This window comes from uncultured Paraglaciecola sp. (genome assembly GCF_963977085.1).
GTDB lineage: Bacteria > Pseudomonadota > Gammaproteobacteria > Enterobacterales > Alteromonadaceae > Paraglaciecola.
Genome location: NZ_CAXBNC010000023.1, coordinates 19,762 through 35,538, shown reverse-complemented (window position 1 = coordinate 35,538; position 15,777 = coordinate 19,762). Strand labels below are relative to the sequence as shown.

The following is a 15,777-nucleotide window of genomic DNA, read 5'->3' as shown; positions in this document are numbered from 1 at the left end:
TTACTCTACAACACTTGGGGCAACTAAAGATAACTTCTTACCTTCGAAAATAGCCGACTCATCGACTAAACCATTCCAGTCTATCAGACGTTGCATTTTGATGTTATAAAGAAGCGAAATTCGATATAAATTCTCTCCTTCAGCAACAACATGAAATTCTGGTGTATCCGAAGTGTTTTCTGCAGCTTTGGAAGCTGGTAATGCTGGTGTACCTGAAGTGTCTGGCTCAACTTCGAGAACCAGTTCTGGTGATTCTTCAGCCACAGCCCCAACGTTTTGGGCAACGTCCTCTTTTACCCTCTCAGCGTCTTCTTTTAGGCTTTTTGATGAATCGATTTTTTCTGGTTCTATTACAACTTTATCAGCTGGTTTTTGCGTGGCTCGTAATTCGACTATCTGTGGTGAAACTCTATCCACTTCTATCAACACCTGAGGCGTGTCTGTTTTGTTGTTCATTTCTGACAAAGTGTTTCGGTTAGCTAGTGCTGACTGTGTGATTGGATCATTAGGAAATATTTTCAACAACATATCCAGATAACCTTTTGCAGCAGTTTCGTTGCCAGTACCCTGCTCAATTTTCATGGCTAAAAACAAACTTTGCGGACTAATCTGCGACACTTTTTCGTAACGTCTAAGGATCCCCCTCGCCTCTTGCCACTGTTGTGTTTCAACCAAAGATTGCGCAAGAAGGTAAAGACTACTGGCTCTCCCTGGTTGGTGATTAACTGCACTGCGTAGGTATTGAATACTATCTTCAGGTCGCCCTAGGGTTTGACTACACATAGCTAAATTCTCATATGTCTCAGCACTGGAGACATAACTGCTGGTATTTACGGCTTTAAGAAAGTAGGTTTTGGCTTTCTCATAATCGCCATTTTGGCATAAAAAAGCCCCATAACTATTGGCTATGTCGGCATTTTTAGGATCCAGATCCATGGCAAATTGATAGGCACTTTCGGCCTGCTCTAATTCGCTTACACTTTGATAATAATAGGCCATGGCAAAATTTGCTTCTGCTGACCTTGGCGCAAATTCCAGCGCTTTATCTAAATTGTATTTTGCTTGGCTATAATTTCCATTTTTAAGATAAGTCAAACCAAGTGAGACGCGCGTTTTAGCAGCCTTCAATTGATCAAAATTGTTGCTATAGGTTTGGCCGTTTTGACTGGTGCAACCACTTAGTAGTGTTAATGCAACAAGAACGATACTGATAAATTTTAGCATGTAGTTCATTAGGACCTATTTGATATGTTGCCAGTAGAAAATTCTATTGCGTCATCTTGACTGAAATATTCTCGCCCTTCAGCTGTTTTTTCAACATTCTTTTTGTGCGATCCACTACATCACCCACTAATTGACCACAAGCGGCATCGATATCGTCACCTCTAGTACGGCGCACTACCACAATAAGCCCATATTCCATTAAGACTTTAGCAAAACGGTCAATCCTCGAGTTACTCGAACAGGTATAAGGTGAACCAGGGTATGGGTTAAAAGGAATAAGGTTAATTTTACAGGGAGTATCTGCCAATACTTTTGCCAATGCATGAGCTTGATCAGTACTATCGTTAATGCCATTTAACATGACGTATTCTACTGTGACTTTACCTTGATTCGCATTTGACTTAGCCAAGTATCTTCTAACACTGGCCAAAAACACTTCTATCGGATACTTTTTATTCACAGGTACCAGCACATCTCTTAGTGCGTTATCAGGTGCATGTAAGGATATTGCCAAGGCGACGTCTATTTGATCTCCCAACATATCCAGTGCAGGTACCACACCAGAGGTACTTAAGGTCACACGACGTTTTGACAAGCCAAAGGCTAAGTCATCTAACATAAGCTCCATGGCGGGCACTACGTTTTTAACATTCAATAACGGTTCACCCATACCCATCATCACTACGTTAGTGATAGGTCGTTTAGCCGTATCGTTATTCAAACCTATAGTTGTTGCCACTCGCCAAACCTGCCCAATGATTTCAGACACTTTTAAATTACGATTAAATCCCTGCTGGGCGGTAGAACAAAAAGTACATTCCAAGGCACAACCTACTTGTGAAGACACACAAAGCGTTGCTCGATCACCATCTGGGATCCAAACCGTTTCAACTTCTTGTCCACCCTCTAGTTTCAAGGCAAATTTTATGGTGCCATCAGTTGCATTCTGTTGGTAGGCAATTTCAGGTGCTTTGATTTCACATCTGGCTTGAAGTTTAGTTCGCAAGGCTTTATTGAGATTAGTCATTAGCTCAAAATCGGATACACCTTGTTGATAGATCCATTTCATCAGCTGTTCTGCTCTGAATGGCTTTTCTCCCATCTCCTTAAAAAAGGCGCGAAAACCTTCCCGAGTTAAATCAAGCAAGTTAATTTTTTTAGGTTGGGCAGATACCACTTCAGTTGACACAATAAACCTCAATACTCAGACTAAACTACTGCCATTTTAACTGATTACTCAGTTTTTGCAGCACAGATACCCAAATCACTTTTTGAGGTTCATCTCAAAGGTGACCTAGGTAGTAAATAAATAACACAAAAGGGAGCCGCAGCTCCCTTCATTCAAAGCCTAATAGAGCTTAACGAGTGCGTGGGCAGATTTCTTCATCACTAAAAAAATAGGCAATTTCACGGGCTGCTGATTCTGGTGCATCTGAACCGTGGCAAGCATTTTCATCAATTGAAGCCGCATAGTCAGCACGTAACGTACCCGCTAATGCTTCAGCTGGATTAGTCGCGCCCATGATCTCACGGTTCTTCAATACTGCATTTTCGCCTTCTAAGACTTGGACCATTACTGGACCTGAAGTCATGAAAGACACTAAAGCACCAAAAAATGGACGTTCGCTATGTTCAGCGTAAAATCCTTCGGCTTGCTCTTTGCTTAAATGCAACATTTTAGACGCCACTATTCTTAGACCAGCAGACTCAAAACGATTGTAAATAGCACCGATAACATTTTTTGCAACTGCATCAGGCTTAATGATAGAAAAAGTGCGTTCTAAGGCCATTTTCGTAACTCCAATATTAGTAATATTTGGTCTTGATAATTTGTCCTAATGGACAGTTATAAAGACAGATAAAAAATTCGCGCGGATTATATGCAATTAGCCAGCAAATACCTAGTATAGATTGCATATTATTCTGTTGTCCCTAAAATCTAACTAGAAGTAAATTAGAGACGAGGTGATCTTGATAAAATTTTTAGTGCTTATTCCTGTTGTACTGTGTTTGCTTTGGTTTTTGTATTTAAAAAAGAAACACTACAGCTTGGGTGATGGCAAACAAGGGTTTATATATATTTTCATTTTCTGTGCTGTGATTGCGGCATTTTATAGCTCTTTGTTATGGATAACTGAATGGCAATGACAGAAAAAAACATCCCACGTGAAAATCAACGTAATAAAAAAGAGCGATAACGCTCTTTTTTATTGTTCTTAAATTCAAAAGTACAGTGCTATTGATATATTTCTATATCTGCCTGTGCTTTTAAAGACTCGATTACTGCGCCATACAACAATTGAGATTTATTCGATGCCAATCGACCTTGTAATGATGTCAATTGCTGGCTATTTGCTTCGGCAGCAGAGTTAACATTCATCAATTGTACCAGACTGATATCCCCTGTGACTAAATCAACCACACTTGTCTCTGACGCTGATAACTGGAATGAAGCGTCGACAATACTCTTAGACAAAGTTGCATCGTTTCGCGTTACACCTTGCTTATCTTCCCAATTAAGTTCAAGCGCTACCAATTTAGCATCCACCTCTTCACCGGCAGTTAGGGCAGTTTTCACTTCTAAGGCCCAATCTCTGGCTGCTTGTTGCGCTGCTTGGGCAGACAAGGTCTGTTGAATTTGCTCTTTAACCTCTTCCATCGCTTTAGTGCGCTCTGGTTCATGTTTGGCTACTCTCACTACCATTATGTGGTTAGTACCCAACTCAATCACTTCACTGTTTACAGCATCTTCAATTAACTCATCACTAAAAGCACTGGCTAAAACGTTAGGGCTAGATACGGCTTCTGGAGCATCATTGCGACCAAACAAATCAGTAGTATTTATTTCCTTACCTGCAATGTCTGCAACTTCATCAAGGTTGTCAGGTACTTCAAAAGCGACCTCTGCAATTCGTTGACTCACTTCGTAAAAACGCTCTTCGGCCTTAAATGTTTTAACCTTGGTGACGATCTCTTGTTTCACTTCTTCAAAAGCTGTGACTTGCTCAGCCTTAATATCCGTCAATTTAATAATGTGGTATCCAAATTCACTTTTGATCACTGCACTCACATCACCTTTATTAGCTAATGAAAACGCCGCATCTTCAAATGCTGGGTCCATAATTCCTTTACCAAACCAACCTAAGTCACCACCGTTTTCAGCGCTGAAGGTATCACTTGAAAAGGTTTTGGCCAATTCAGAAAAATCTTCTCCACCTTGTATTTTTGCCAGCACTTCTTCCGCTTTAGCAGCAATAGCGTCGTCTTGTTCAGTACTTTCGAACAAAATATGTGCCGCTTGACGTTCTTCTTCAGTACGATAATCCACTAAGTTTTGTTGATAATACTCTTCAAGTTCTTGTTCTGTGACTTCAATCCCAGGCAGTAAATCTTCTAACTGCAGTTCTACATAGGACAAACTGACTTTAAGCTCAGTATCAAACTGACTAATATTACTTTGATAATAGGCTGAAATGTCATCTTCGCTGACGCTTGTTTGTTCAACAAATTTAGACGCTGGTACAGTCACATAACGAATATCACGAGTTTGTTGCTGCATGGCGTACGCTGTTTTTGCTTCACTTGTTAAAGCAAATTCGGTTCCAATCAAAGACTGTGACAGTTGTCTACGCACCATATCAACGCGCATATAATCTCTAAAGTTATTCGGCTGGAAACCTGCTTGGCGTAGAATGGCTAGATAACGATCATTATCGAATTTACCGTCTACTTGAAATTCTTGCATAGTGACTATGGCAGATTTGATTTGCGCATCGCTCACTCTCAAACCTAATTCTTGGGCGGCTTGGTCGAGAAGTTTCTCACTAATAAGGCGGTCTAATATACCTCGGCGGAAGTTTTGTAGATAAGCGGTGTCACTGGCCAATGTCGCAAAGGCTTCACCGAACTGAGACTCCATCCGCGAACGTTCATTTTGATAAGCTAGTTCCAACTCATCAATACCTATTTCTTCGCCATTTACTTCGGCGGCCGCACCGGATGCAGACGAATTTATGTAACTTCCCACTCCAGCGAATACGAAACTTAAAATAACTAATGCTAAGATCCCCATAGCCCAAGGGCCTTGTGATCCTTCTCTGATTCTTTCCAACATACTAAAGTCCAAACTCCAAATGAGCTGTTATTGATAAGTACTAAAGACACCTAAATTAGGCTGCCTTAGTCGTAAACGCGCGGGATTATATACCAACCGAGTTAATTTATTAACGATTGTTCGCAGTGAATTGAAAAATATCTAACTAGCTTTAACAATGGGATGACTAAAACCGACTCTACTCAAACTGCACAAAAACAAAAGGCGATGATAAATCATCGCCTTTTGGTATACATGAACTAAGTGATTAGTTACAAGCGTCTTTTAATGCTTTACCAGCTTTAAACGAAGGCACTTTAGCTGCAGAAATTTGAATAGTCGCCCCAGTTTGAGGATTACGACCACTGCGAGCAGCACGATCACGTACTGAGAATGTACCGAAACCAACTAATGCTACTTGGTCTCCTTCTTTAAGTGCGGTTGTTACAGCGCCAGTTAATGCATCTAATGCACGTCCTGCTGCTGCTTTAGAAATATCTGCACTTGCAGCGATGGTATCAATAAGATCTGACTTATTCACAATATGAACCCCTTCAATTGTTATTATATTTTGCGGCCTGCACCATGCAAAGCCGAACATTTATATCAAGCATGAAACTTAACTTCAAGCTATATATTTACAAATCATTAACTTTCAATGAATCGTCTCAATCCCTTTCATGACAAGGCCTTAAGGGAATCTGCGTTAAAGGCTACCATAACTATTTGCATAGTGAAGCCCTAAAACTTAAAAAAAATTGAAAAAGTTCGCTTTTATGCTTATTTTTTAACCTCATTTACTTCAATTGGCTGAAATTTCTCCGGATGTTCTTCTAAAGCTAACGCTAAGACTTCATCAATCCATTGTACGGGATGAATATTTAAATCTTGTTTTACGTTATCAGGGATCTCTTCAAGGTCACGTTCATTCTCTTTAGGAATAATGACTGTCTTGATCCCACCTCGGTGAGCGGCCAATAACTTTTCTTTTAGACCACCTATAGGTAAGACTTCTCCCCTTAAAGTAATTTCCCCCGTCATCGCAACATCACAACGAACCGGATTTCCCGTAAGACTTGAAATTAATGCCGTACACATAGCAATACCTGCACTAGGGCCATCTTTAGGTGTCGCTCCCTCAGGTACATGTACATGAATATCGCGTTTCTCGTGAAAATCACTGTTTATTCGCAGTTTATCTGCTCGGCTGCGCACAACTGTCATGGCGGTTTGAATCGACTCTTGCATCACTTCACCCAATGAACCAGTGAAGGTTGTCTTGCCCTTGCCCACCACAGACGTAGTTTCTATAGTCAGTAGCTCGCCACCGACTTGAGTCCACGCTAATCCGGTTACTTGGCCTATTTGATTAGATTTATCGGCTTTTCCATAATCAAATCGCTGTACTCCCAAATATTCTTTCAAGTTATCTTGATTCACTGTTACTTGGGTAATATTTTTATCTAACAAAATATTTTTAACCGCTTTACGACAGATTTTAGAAATTTCCCTTTCTAAATTCCTTACTCCTGCCTCACGGGTGTAATAACGAATAATGCCGATAATGGCACTTTCTTCAATCAGCAACTCGCCTTTTTTCAGACCATTTCTGGATATTTGTTTTTCCATTAGGTGTTGAGTGGCAATATTCAACTTTTCGTCTTCGGTATATCCCGACAAACGAATCACTTCCATACGATCCAATAAGGGACCAGGAATGTCCATGCTGTTTGATGTAGCCACAAACATCACATCTGACAAGTCGTAATCCACTTCTAGGTAATGGTCACTAAAAGTCCCATTTTGCTCTGGATCTAATACTTCTAACAATGCTGAGGACGGGTCGCCGCGCATATCAGATGACATTTTATCAATTTCATCAAGCAAGAAGAGTGGATTTTTAACGCCCACCTTGGCCATTTTTTGCACCATTTTTCCGGGCATTGAACCAATATAAGTACGGCGATGCCCTCTAATCTCGGCTTCATCACGCACACCACCAAGTGCCATACGCACATACTTTCTGCCCGTTGCCTTAGCAATAGACTGACCTAAAGAGGTTTTACCTACGCCAGGAGGCCCAACTAAACAGAGAATTGGCCCTTTGAGCTTTTTCACTCGCTGTTGGACTGCAAGATACTCAATAATACGTTCTTTGACTTTATCTAGACCGTAGTGGTCTGAGTCTAATATTTTGTCAGCTGCGCCAAGATCTTTTTTGACAACACTTCTCTTAACCCAAGGTACATTGGTTAACCATTCAATATAGCTGCGCACAACTGTTGCTTCAGCCGACATAGGTGACATCATCTTCAATTTAGCTAATTCAGCTGTCGCCTTTTTCTGAGCTTCTTCTGGCATTTTAGCATCGGTAATTTTTTTCTTTAGCGCTTCAAATTCATCTGGCGCATCGTCGAGCTCACCTAATTCTTTTTGAATGGCTTTCATTTGCTCATTCAAATAGTACTCGCGCTGACTTTTTTCCATTTGCTTTTTAACACGGGTGCGAATTTTTCTTTCTACCTGAAGCAAATCAATTTCGCTTTCCATCAACGCCATTAAATACTCTAGACGTTCAGTTATACCAAGCATCTCAAGCACTTTTTGTTTCTCTGATAACTTAAGAGGCATATGTGCCGCCATCGTATCAGCTAAGCGCGCAGCATCTTCAATACCACTTAATGAAGTCAATACTTCCGGTGGTATCTTTTTGTTAAGTTTGACGTATCCTTCAAACTGAGAAATCGCTGACCGAATTAACACTTCTTGTTCAGATTCTGCCAGTTCAGTGTCTGCGGTGCTGAGCACTTCAGCTATAAAAAAATCTTCAGTACTCACAAAATTATCGATCTTGCCACGTTGATTGCCTTCAACTAACACCTTAACCGTGCCATCAGGTAACTTAAGCAACTGTAAGATTGTGGCAATAGTACCCACTGTAAATATGTCATCTACTTCTGGTTCATCAACAGCAGCGTCTTTTTGAGCGACTAAGAAAATCTGTTTATCTTTTTCCATCGCCGCTTCTAAACAACGTATTGATTTCTCACGCCCAACGAACAATGGGATAACCATATGTGGATAAACCACTACATCACGTAATGCCAAAACTGGCATTTCGATGCGATTTTCTCGCTTTTTAGTCATTCTTGGTCTCGTATAAAGTCATTTAATATTAAATCTATCGGATGTATATGGGGCTAGGCAGTAAAAGTTCAAATGAAAATTTAAAACAAAGTAGAATAAAATGCCGAAAATAGATTCGTCTGGATATATTTTCACCAATAAAAAAGGCTCTTACGAGCCTTTTATTTATTTTATTCAGAAGCGGCCTTTTTATCGACGCCACTGTCATAGATCAAAATAGGACTGGATTCTCCTCGAATAACCGTCTCATCTATTACTACTTTACTGACGTTATCCATGGATGGTAGGTCATACATAGTGTCTAACAATACCGCTTCGACTATAGAGCGTAAGCCACGAGCACCCGTTTTGCGCTGCATCGCTTTCTTAGCTATCGCCTGCAGAGCATCTTCCCGGAATTCAAGTTCAGTATTCTCCATACCAAACAACGCTGAATATTGCTTAGTTAACGAATTTTTAGGTTCCCGTAAAATTTGCACCAAAGCTTCTTCACTGAGTTCTTCTAGGCAAGTGAGTACAGGTAAACGCCCGATAAATTCTGGAATAAGACCATATTTAACCAAATCTTCAGGCTCAACCTTCTTAAGCAATTCGCCTTCGTGGGATTTGTTACTGGTATTTTTGATGGTTGAAGCAAAACCAATACCGGTTCCAGTATGCGCGCGTTGCTCAATGACTTTGTCTAAACCAGCAAAAGCACCACCACATATAAATAATATCTTAGAGGTATCAACTTGCAAAAACTCTTGTTGCGGATGTTTTCTCCCACCTTGAGGAGGAACCGAAGCAACAGTGCCTTCAATCAGTTTAAGTAAAGCTTGCTGCACACCTTCGCCAGAGACATCTCTAGTAATTGACGGGTTGTCAGATTTACGTGAAATTTTGTCTATTTCATCTATATAAACAATTCCGCGCTGGGCTTTTTCAACATCATAGTCGCATTTTTGTAATAGCTTCTGAATGATGTTTTCAACATCTTCACCCACATAACCTGCTTCTGTTAGGGTAGTCGCATCTGCCATAGTAAAAGGCACATCTAACAGCCTAGCAAGGGTTTCTGCCAATAAGGTTTTACCACTTCCTGTAGGACCCATTAGCAAAATATTACTTTTACCTAATTCAACACCTTCGTGTACATCGCCATTTCGTAAACGTTTGTAATGGTTATAAACTGCAACAGAAAGCACTTTTTTTGCATGCTCTTGACCAATGACATAATCATCTAGATGAGCATGAATTTCTTTCGGTGTAGGTAATTCATCTTGTTTTTTCTTGGGCGCGATTTCTTTTATTTCTTCGCGGATGATGTCGTTACATAAATCGACACATTCATCACAAATAAAAACCGACGGGCCAGCAATCAGCTTTCTTACTTCGTGCTGGCTTTTACCACAGAACGAACAATACAAAAGTTTGTTATCGCCATCGCTACTTTTTTTATCACTCATTTACAATCTTTTCCTATCTCAGACTGACCCTACCAAAGAGAGCCTACAATCTACTTAAATGTAGTCTATCCTTGGGCATATCCCAGAGTCACTTTATCATTTGTCGCTTTTTGTGTCAGCTTGATTGGTATCTGGTCTGCTTGACAACACTTGGTCAATCAATCCATATTCCATGGCATCCGTTGCACTTAAAAAATTATCTCTGTCAGTATCTTGTGCGACTTTTTCATAATCTTGTCCAGTATGCTGCGCCATCAAACGGTTCATCTTCTCTTTGATAGACAGGATTTCTTTCGCATGTATTTCAAAATCTGACGCTTGTCCTTGGAAACCACCTAAAGGCTGATGGATCATCACTCGAGAATTTGGCAGACAATAACGCTTACCTTTCTCGCCCGCAGATAACAAAAATGCGCCCATACTTGCCGCCTGACCAATACACACAGTACTGACATTAGGTTTAATAAAATTCATGGTATCGTAAATAGCCATACCAGCAGTCACAGAACCGCCAGGTGAATTGATATACAAGAAAATATCTTTTTCTGGGTTCTCGGCCTCTAAAAATAACATCTGGGCAACGATAAGGTTCGCCATATGGTCTTCTACTTGACCGACTAAGAAAATAACATTCTCTTTCAATAAACGAGAGTAGATATCGTAAGAACGTTCGCCTTTAGCAGTTTGCTCAACAACCATAGGGACTAACGCATTTGTTGGATCAAAAGGGGTATTCATCATAAATTCTATTTCTTCACAAATAAAAATGCTCGGTAGTTACCGAGCATTTAAGCAGTTGCAGACTAGATAAGTCAATTAACAATGGCCAAATTAAGCCTGTTTGTTCATGATCTCATCAAAAGATTTCTTTACTTCTTTCACTTTGGCTTGTTCAAGCAATAATTCAACCGCTTGTTCTTCCATAGCAACATTATTCATTTGTTGCATTAATTCATCGTTTGTTTTGTAGTATTCAACCACTTCTTGTGGATCTTCATAAGCAGAAGCAGCGGTTGCAATTAACGCATCAACTTTCGCAGTATCTACTTTTAATTCGTTAGTTTTAATTACTTCACCTAACAACAAACCAATACTGACGCGTTTACGAGCGTTTTCTTCAAACAAATCTGCAGGAAGCTCAGGCATGTTGTCGACGTTTCCGCCTTGTTGTTGGCTAAAACGTTGCTTAGCTTGTTCACGCAATGCATTAATTTCTTGATCAACTAATGCTTTTGGTAAATCAATTTGATTTTTTTCTAGTAAACCAGCAATCACTTGCTCTTTTACTGACGCTTTCAAGGTTTGATCTAGCTCACGTTGCATATTTTTGCGAACTTCAGCATGCAGCGCATCGATGTCACCGTCTTCAATACCAAACAATTTAGCAAATTCTTCGTCAACTTTAGGTAAGTCTAATTGCTCAACTTTTTTGATATTAATAGTGAACTGTGCCGCTTTTCCTTTAAGTTTTTCTGCATGATAATCTTCTGGGAAAGTAACGTCAGCAATGACTTCTTCACCGGTTTTATTACCTACAATTGGCTTTTCAAAACCAGGGATCATGCGGTCTTTGCCCATTTCAAGAACGAAATCTTCAGCTTTTCCGCCATCAAACTCTTCGCCATCGATTGTACCGATAAAGTCAATAGTCACTTTGTCGTCTTTCTTAGCTTTACGTTTAACTTCTTTATAATTGGCATGTTGCTTACGCAAGGTATCAATCATACCGCTTAAATCTTTGTCGCTGATTTCTACTACAGGCTTTTCTACTTTGATTTTAGCGACGTCTTTCACTTCTACTTCTGGATACACTTCAAAAGCGGCTACATACTCTAAGTCTTTACCGTCTTCGTCTGTTTTCATTTCAAAGCTAGGCATGCCTGCTGGCGTGATTTTTTCTTGAGTAATAGCTTGATAGAAGTTGCGTTGCATCACTTCACCAGCAATCTCCTGACGTACAGCTTGGCCGTAACGTTTTTTGATAACATTAACAGGCACTTTACCAGGGCGAAAACCATTAATTCTTTGGGTTTTAGCTAATTGCTGTAAGCGAGACTTGACTGCAGAATCAATTGACTCAGCAGGAACGGTGATAGTAAGACGGCGTTCTAAACCTTTGGTCGCCTCAACGGAAACTTGCATTCTGATACCTCAATTATGCGCATACATGCGCTTATATATAATGACTAATGGACTTTTATCGGCGCAAAATAATTATCGTTACGGATACACTTATTGCATTGCGTCCGAATACCCTGACAAAAGAAAAAAATTCTTTCTAGCCAGGACAGCCTGATAAAAAGACGCAGTAGTATAGCGATAGCGATAACGCAAGTCGAGGGTAAAATGCCCCTCTTTAAAATAGTCTAAGCACTTAAGTAGAGTGAAACCCTAAAACTGCCTAAAAAACAGACATGAATATAGGCTAAAGGATGGTTTCTAAAAACAACCTGGCTAGCACTTAGGAAAGTTTAATTAGTCAACTAGGCGCTGTTAAACAAAAGAAAGTAGCTTTTCCATTTGGCACTCATTAGTTTGTTAAAAATAGCTTTATTAAAGAGAGGATGAAACTATGAAGGGGTGAAGAAACAACTGAATTTTTAACAACACTTTCAATGCGCCTATAAATGGCTCGAAAAATAGTGACATTTGTATCATATGAAAAAACACAATATTATTTTGATAAACAAATTTGAAATGATGAATTTAGATAAATGGTGTGGAAAAAGAAACTCGAACTTTCTCACCATGAAGCACTAGAACATAAATCCAGTATGTCTAACACTTCAACCACTGCTGCGAGTGGGGTGGGCGACGGGGCTCGAACCCGCGACAACCGGAATCACAATCCGGGGCTCTACCAACTGAGCTACGCTCACCATAATAAACTGCAGCAAATTTATAACTTATGAATGTCGAACTCTACTCAACCCTATTGCCCTTAGAATTCCCAATAGGATTCTAAGCATCGATCCACGCCTTAAAATGCGTAGTGCTATCAAGCCTGAGCTTTGGAGCCTAAGTAACATTTGAGAAAATGGTCGGTGAGACAGGATTCGAACCTGCGACCCCTTGGACCCAAACCAAGTGCGCTACCAAGCTGCGCTACTCACCGACTTAATCTTCAAAAAACAACATAGTAGACATTCATTAGAAAATTGAAATTTAATGAAGTGACAACTAAACCTTAGATAAAAACTGTTTGGAATCAAACAGCTGAAAATATGGTGCGGAAGGAGAGACTCGAACTCTCACGCCGTGAAGCACTGGAACCTAAATCCAGCGTGTCTACCAATTCCACCACTCCCGCGAGTGGGGTGGGCGACGGGGCTCGAACCCGCGACAACCGGAATCACAATCCGGGGCTCTACCAACTGAGCTACGCTCACCACAATAAACTGCAGTAAATTTGAAACCTATGAATTTCGAACTTTTCTCAACCCCATGTCGCACAGAATGCTTGATAGGATTCGAACCAAATGGTGGTCCCAGAAGGATTCGAACCTTCGACCCACGCCTTAGAAGGGCGTTGCTCTATCCAGCTGAGCTATGGAACCTAAGGTAACATTTGAGAAAATGGTCGGTGAGACAGGATTCGAACCTGCGACCCCTTGGACCCAAACCAAGTGCGCTACCAAGCTGCGCTACTCACCGACTTAACCCGCAACGTTGTTCTCATCTCGATACGGGAGGCGCATGTTACATAGCTTATATAACCTCGTCAAACACTTTTTCAAACAAATTATTCGATTGATTATTTTTAATCCAAGGTGAGCGTTTTTTGATAAATTCACTTGTAAAACACCCCACTTTTAAAACCCTTATTTCAAAAGTGGGTGGTCTTTCGGTAACTTATTTCTTAGCCATACTGCCAGTTTATGTTTCATACTCAACAAATCTTCACTGTCAGCAGGTAATGGCGTGATCAACTTGTCGTTAGCTAACAAGCGATAAATACACTCTACTTTAGCTTTTGCAGAATCCGTCGCAGAGAAGGTCTTAAACCCTCTGTTTTTAGCATAGGCTTCGCCTACCACTAAGGCTTTTTTCAACAACTGAGTTTCATTTGGAATTTTTTTCATTTACTACATCTCTTAGTTATTAATTGTTGTCATAAATTCAACTTTTATTCTTAATTAGGCGTAAACCTAGAAGATAATGGCCTTCAGTTTGTGAATTAATTGTCATACTCAACACTATCCACCAAAGTAACATTTTGTCTACAAGACTATATATACAGAGTTAATAGAACTTCAATATCCACTTATTTCTTTTGTAGAAAATTCCAAAATTTTTTCCTACCTAGGCTATTTAAGTCAACACGTTATATCATTAACAACAAGAAATGGCTTAAGAATTATGATTGATTTTGGGATTTTTAGTTCATCTTAATTGCGATAAACCCTAGCGATATGTGACAATACCGCCATTGAATATTTTGCTCTAGGTCATTCATGCCAGCACAGAAAATTGATGGTGTTTTAATTGCCAAACATATAAGACAACACGTAGCCTCTCAAGTAGAAGCGATCACTTCATCTGGCCGAAGAGCGCCAGGTTTAGCAGTTGTTTTAGTCGGAAGTGATGCTGCTTCACATGTATACGTTAACAAAAAACGTAAAGCCTGCGAAGAAGTAGGATTTGTCTCTAAATCTTATGATTTACCAGCAACAACGTCTCAACAATCACTGCTCGATATTATCGACCAATTGAACCTTGACGATGAAATTGATGGGATACTGGTGCAACTTCCGCTACCCGCTGGCTTAAATAAAGAGCAAATATTAGAGCGTATTAATCCACATAAAGATGTAGATGGCTTTCACCCTTACAATATTGGCCGACTTGCTCAGCGTATCCCTGCTTTGCGTCCTTGTACGCCTAAAGGCATTATGAGCCTTATAGAGTCCACTAAGCGTCCTATTAAAGGTTTAGATGCTGTCATTGTTGGGGCCTCTAATATTGTGGGTCGTCCAATGTTTATGGAGCTACTTCTAGCGGGTTGTACAGTCACTAGTTGTCACAAGTTTACTCAAGATTTAAAATCTCATGTAGATCGCGCGGATTTATTAGTGGTCGCAGTAGGCATTCCTGACTTTATCCCTGGAGAATGGATTAAACCCGGTTCCATCGTTATCGATGTGGGTATCAATCGGAATCAAGATGGCAGTCTAGGAGGAGATGTTGAATATGTCGGTGCGTCCCAAAGAGCGGGTTGGATAACACCTGTACCCGGCGGTGTTGGACCCATGACTGTCGCCAGCCTAATTGAGAATACCTTAGAAGCTTATGTGAAGTACCATTCAGCCACATGAGTCTTTCTGCCCCATTTAAGGATGATGAAGTTGTAGCGGCAGTCAAATCTTGGATAGATAAGGTCATTATAGGCCTTAACTTCTGTCCATTTGCTAAAAAGGAAATGGAACGTAATACAGTGCGTTATTCCCTTTCCTCAACAACTCAAATTAGTGACGCATTGAGCGACTTGCTAGAAGAGCTGGGATTACTTGAGCAACAACCAGATATTCAAACTACTTTGCTTATTTTTCCATTAGGATTTGGCGATTTTGAGGAGTATTTAGATATGCTTGAAATGGCCAATTCGTTGATAAGCCAAGGTGGTTATAGTGGGATCTATCAATTAGCCAGCTTTCATCCCGATTATTGCTTTGAAGGTGAGGACAAAAATGATCCCGCCAATTACACTAACCGTTCACCCTACCCTATTTTGCATCTACTCAGAGAAAGCAGCATCGAAGCGGTACTGAAGCGTTATCCTGATCCAGAAAACATTCCTGAAAACAATATTGCTAAAGCTAGGGAGCTAGGTTCCAGCTTTTTAAAAGCCCTAGTAAAATAGCTCCC

12 protein-coding genes and 6 tRNA genes are annotated in these 15,777 nt (G+C 40.3%); 2 read left to right on the top strand and 16 right to left on the bottom strand.

Annotated features, from left to right (window positions below):
• The 16 genes from pilW to AAC000_RS19760 form a co-directional block, all read right to left on the bottom strand.
• Positions 1–1,224 (bottom strand): type IV pilus biogenesis/stability protein PilW, encoded by a 1,224-nt coding sequence (gene pilW / locus AAC000_RS19835; protein ID WP_339725234.1) that lies wholly within the window; start codon positions 1,222–1,224, stop codon positions 1–3.
• A 43-nt stretch (positions 1,225–1,267) separates the two neighbouring features.
• The gene (locus AAC000_RS19830; RefSeq protein ID WP_339725232.1) at positions 1,268–2,413 is read right to left on the bottom strand and encodes a bifunctional tRNA (adenosine(37)-C2)-methyltransferase TrmG/ribosomal RNA large subunit methyltransferase RlmN; all 1,146 of its coding nucleotides are present in this window, start codon (positions 2,411–2,413) and stop codon (positions 1,268–1,270) included.
• A gap of 169 nt (positions 2,414–2,582) precedes the next feature.
• Entirely contained in the window at positions 2,583–3,014 is a 432-nt protein-coding gene (gene ndk / locus AAC000_RS19825; RefSeq protein ID WP_339725230.1) for a nucleoside-diphosphate kinase, read from the bottom strand.
• 446 nt (positions 3,015–3,460) lie between these two features.
• Positions 3,461–5,338 (bottom strand): SurA N-terminal domain-containing protein, encoded by a 1,878-nt coding sequence (locus AAC000_RS19820; protein WP_339725228.1) that lies wholly within the window; start codon positions 5,336–5,338, stop codon positions 3,461–3,463.
• A 247-nt stretch (positions 5,339–5,585) separates the two neighbouring features.
• Entirely contained in the window at positions 5,586–5,858 is a 273-nt protein-coding gene (locus AAC000_RS19815) for an HU family DNA-binding protein (RefSeq protein WP_215929568.1), read from the bottom strand.
• Positions 5,859–6,097: 239 nt separating this feature from the next.
• Complete coding sequence (lon, locus tag AAC000_RS19810) at positions 6,098–8,464, bottom strand: endopeptidase La (RefSeq protein ID WP_339725224.1); 2,367 nt, start codon at positions 8,462–8,464, stop codon at positions 6,098–6,100.
• A 170-nt stretch (positions 8,465–8,634) separates the two neighbouring features.
• Positions 8,635–9,912: an ATP-dependent protease ATP-binding subunit ClpX gene (gene clpX, locus AAC000_RS19805; RefSeq protein ID WP_339725222.1), complete on the bottom strand. Its 1,278-nt coding sequence runs from the start codon at positions 9,910–9,912 to the stop codon at positions 8,635–8,637.
• A gap of 96 nt (positions 9,913–10,008) precedes the next feature.
• Entirely contained in the window at positions 10,009–10,653 is a 645-nt protein-coding gene (clpP, locus tag AAC000_RS19800) for an ATP-dependent Clp endopeptidase proteolytic subunit ClpP (protein WP_339725220.1), read from the bottom strand.
• A 90-nt stretch (positions 10,654–10,743) separates the two neighbouring features.
• Entirely contained in the window at positions 10,744–12,054 is a 1,311-nt protein-coding gene (gene tig, locus AAC000_RS19795; RefSeq protein ID WP_339725218.1) for a trigger factor, read from the bottom strand.
• Positions 12,055–12,715: 661 nt separating this feature from the next.
• A tRNA-His gene (locus tag AAC000_RS19790) sits at positions 12,716–12,791 on the bottom strand.
• Positions 12,792–12,950: 159 nt separating this feature from the next.
• Positions 12,951–13,027, bottom strand: a tRNA-Pro gene (locus tag AAC000_RS19785).
• Positions 13,028–13,137: 110 nt separating this feature from the next.
• Positions 13,138–13,222, bottom strand: a tRNA-Leu gene (locus tag AAC000_RS19780).
• Positions 13,223–13,225: 3 nt separating this feature from the next.
• Positions 13,226–13,301: transfer RNA gene (locus AAC000_RS19775), tRNA-His, on the bottom strand.
• A 91-nt stretch (positions 13,302–13,392) separates the two neighbouring features.
• Positions 13,393–13,469 (bottom strand) — tRNA-Arg (locus AAC000_RS19770).
• A gap of 20 nt (positions 13,470–13,489) precedes the next feature.
• Positions 13,490–13,566, bottom strand: a tRNA-Pro gene (locus AAC000_RS19765).
• A gap of 167 nt (positions 13,567–13,733) precedes the next feature.
• Entirely contained in the window at positions 13,734–13,994 is a 261-nt protein-coding gene (locus AAC000_RS19760; RefSeq protein ID WP_339725216.1) for a DUF5062 family protein, read from the bottom strand.
• A gap of 372 nt (positions 13,995–14,366) precedes the next feature.
• On the opposite strand from AAC000_RS19760, the gene folD reads away from it, so the two are divergent.
• Positions 14,367–15,227, top strand: a complete 861-nt coding sequence (folD, locus tag AAC000_RS19755; protein WP_339725214.1) for a bifunctional methylenetetrahydrofolate dehydrogenase/methenyltetrahydrofolate cyclohydrolase FolD — start codon at positions 14,367–14,369, stop codon at positions 15,225–15,227.
• Positions 15,224–15,772 carry a DUF1415 domain-containing protein gene (locus AAC000_RS19750; protein WP_339725212.1) on the top strand — a complete coding sequence of 183 codons (549 nt, stop codon included), beginning with the start codon at positions 15,224–15,226 and terminating at the stop codon, positions 15,770–15,772. The genes folD and AAC000_RS19750 overlap by 4 nt, the downstream gene beginning before the upstream one ends.
• Positions 15,773–15,777 lie beyond the last annotated feature (5 nt).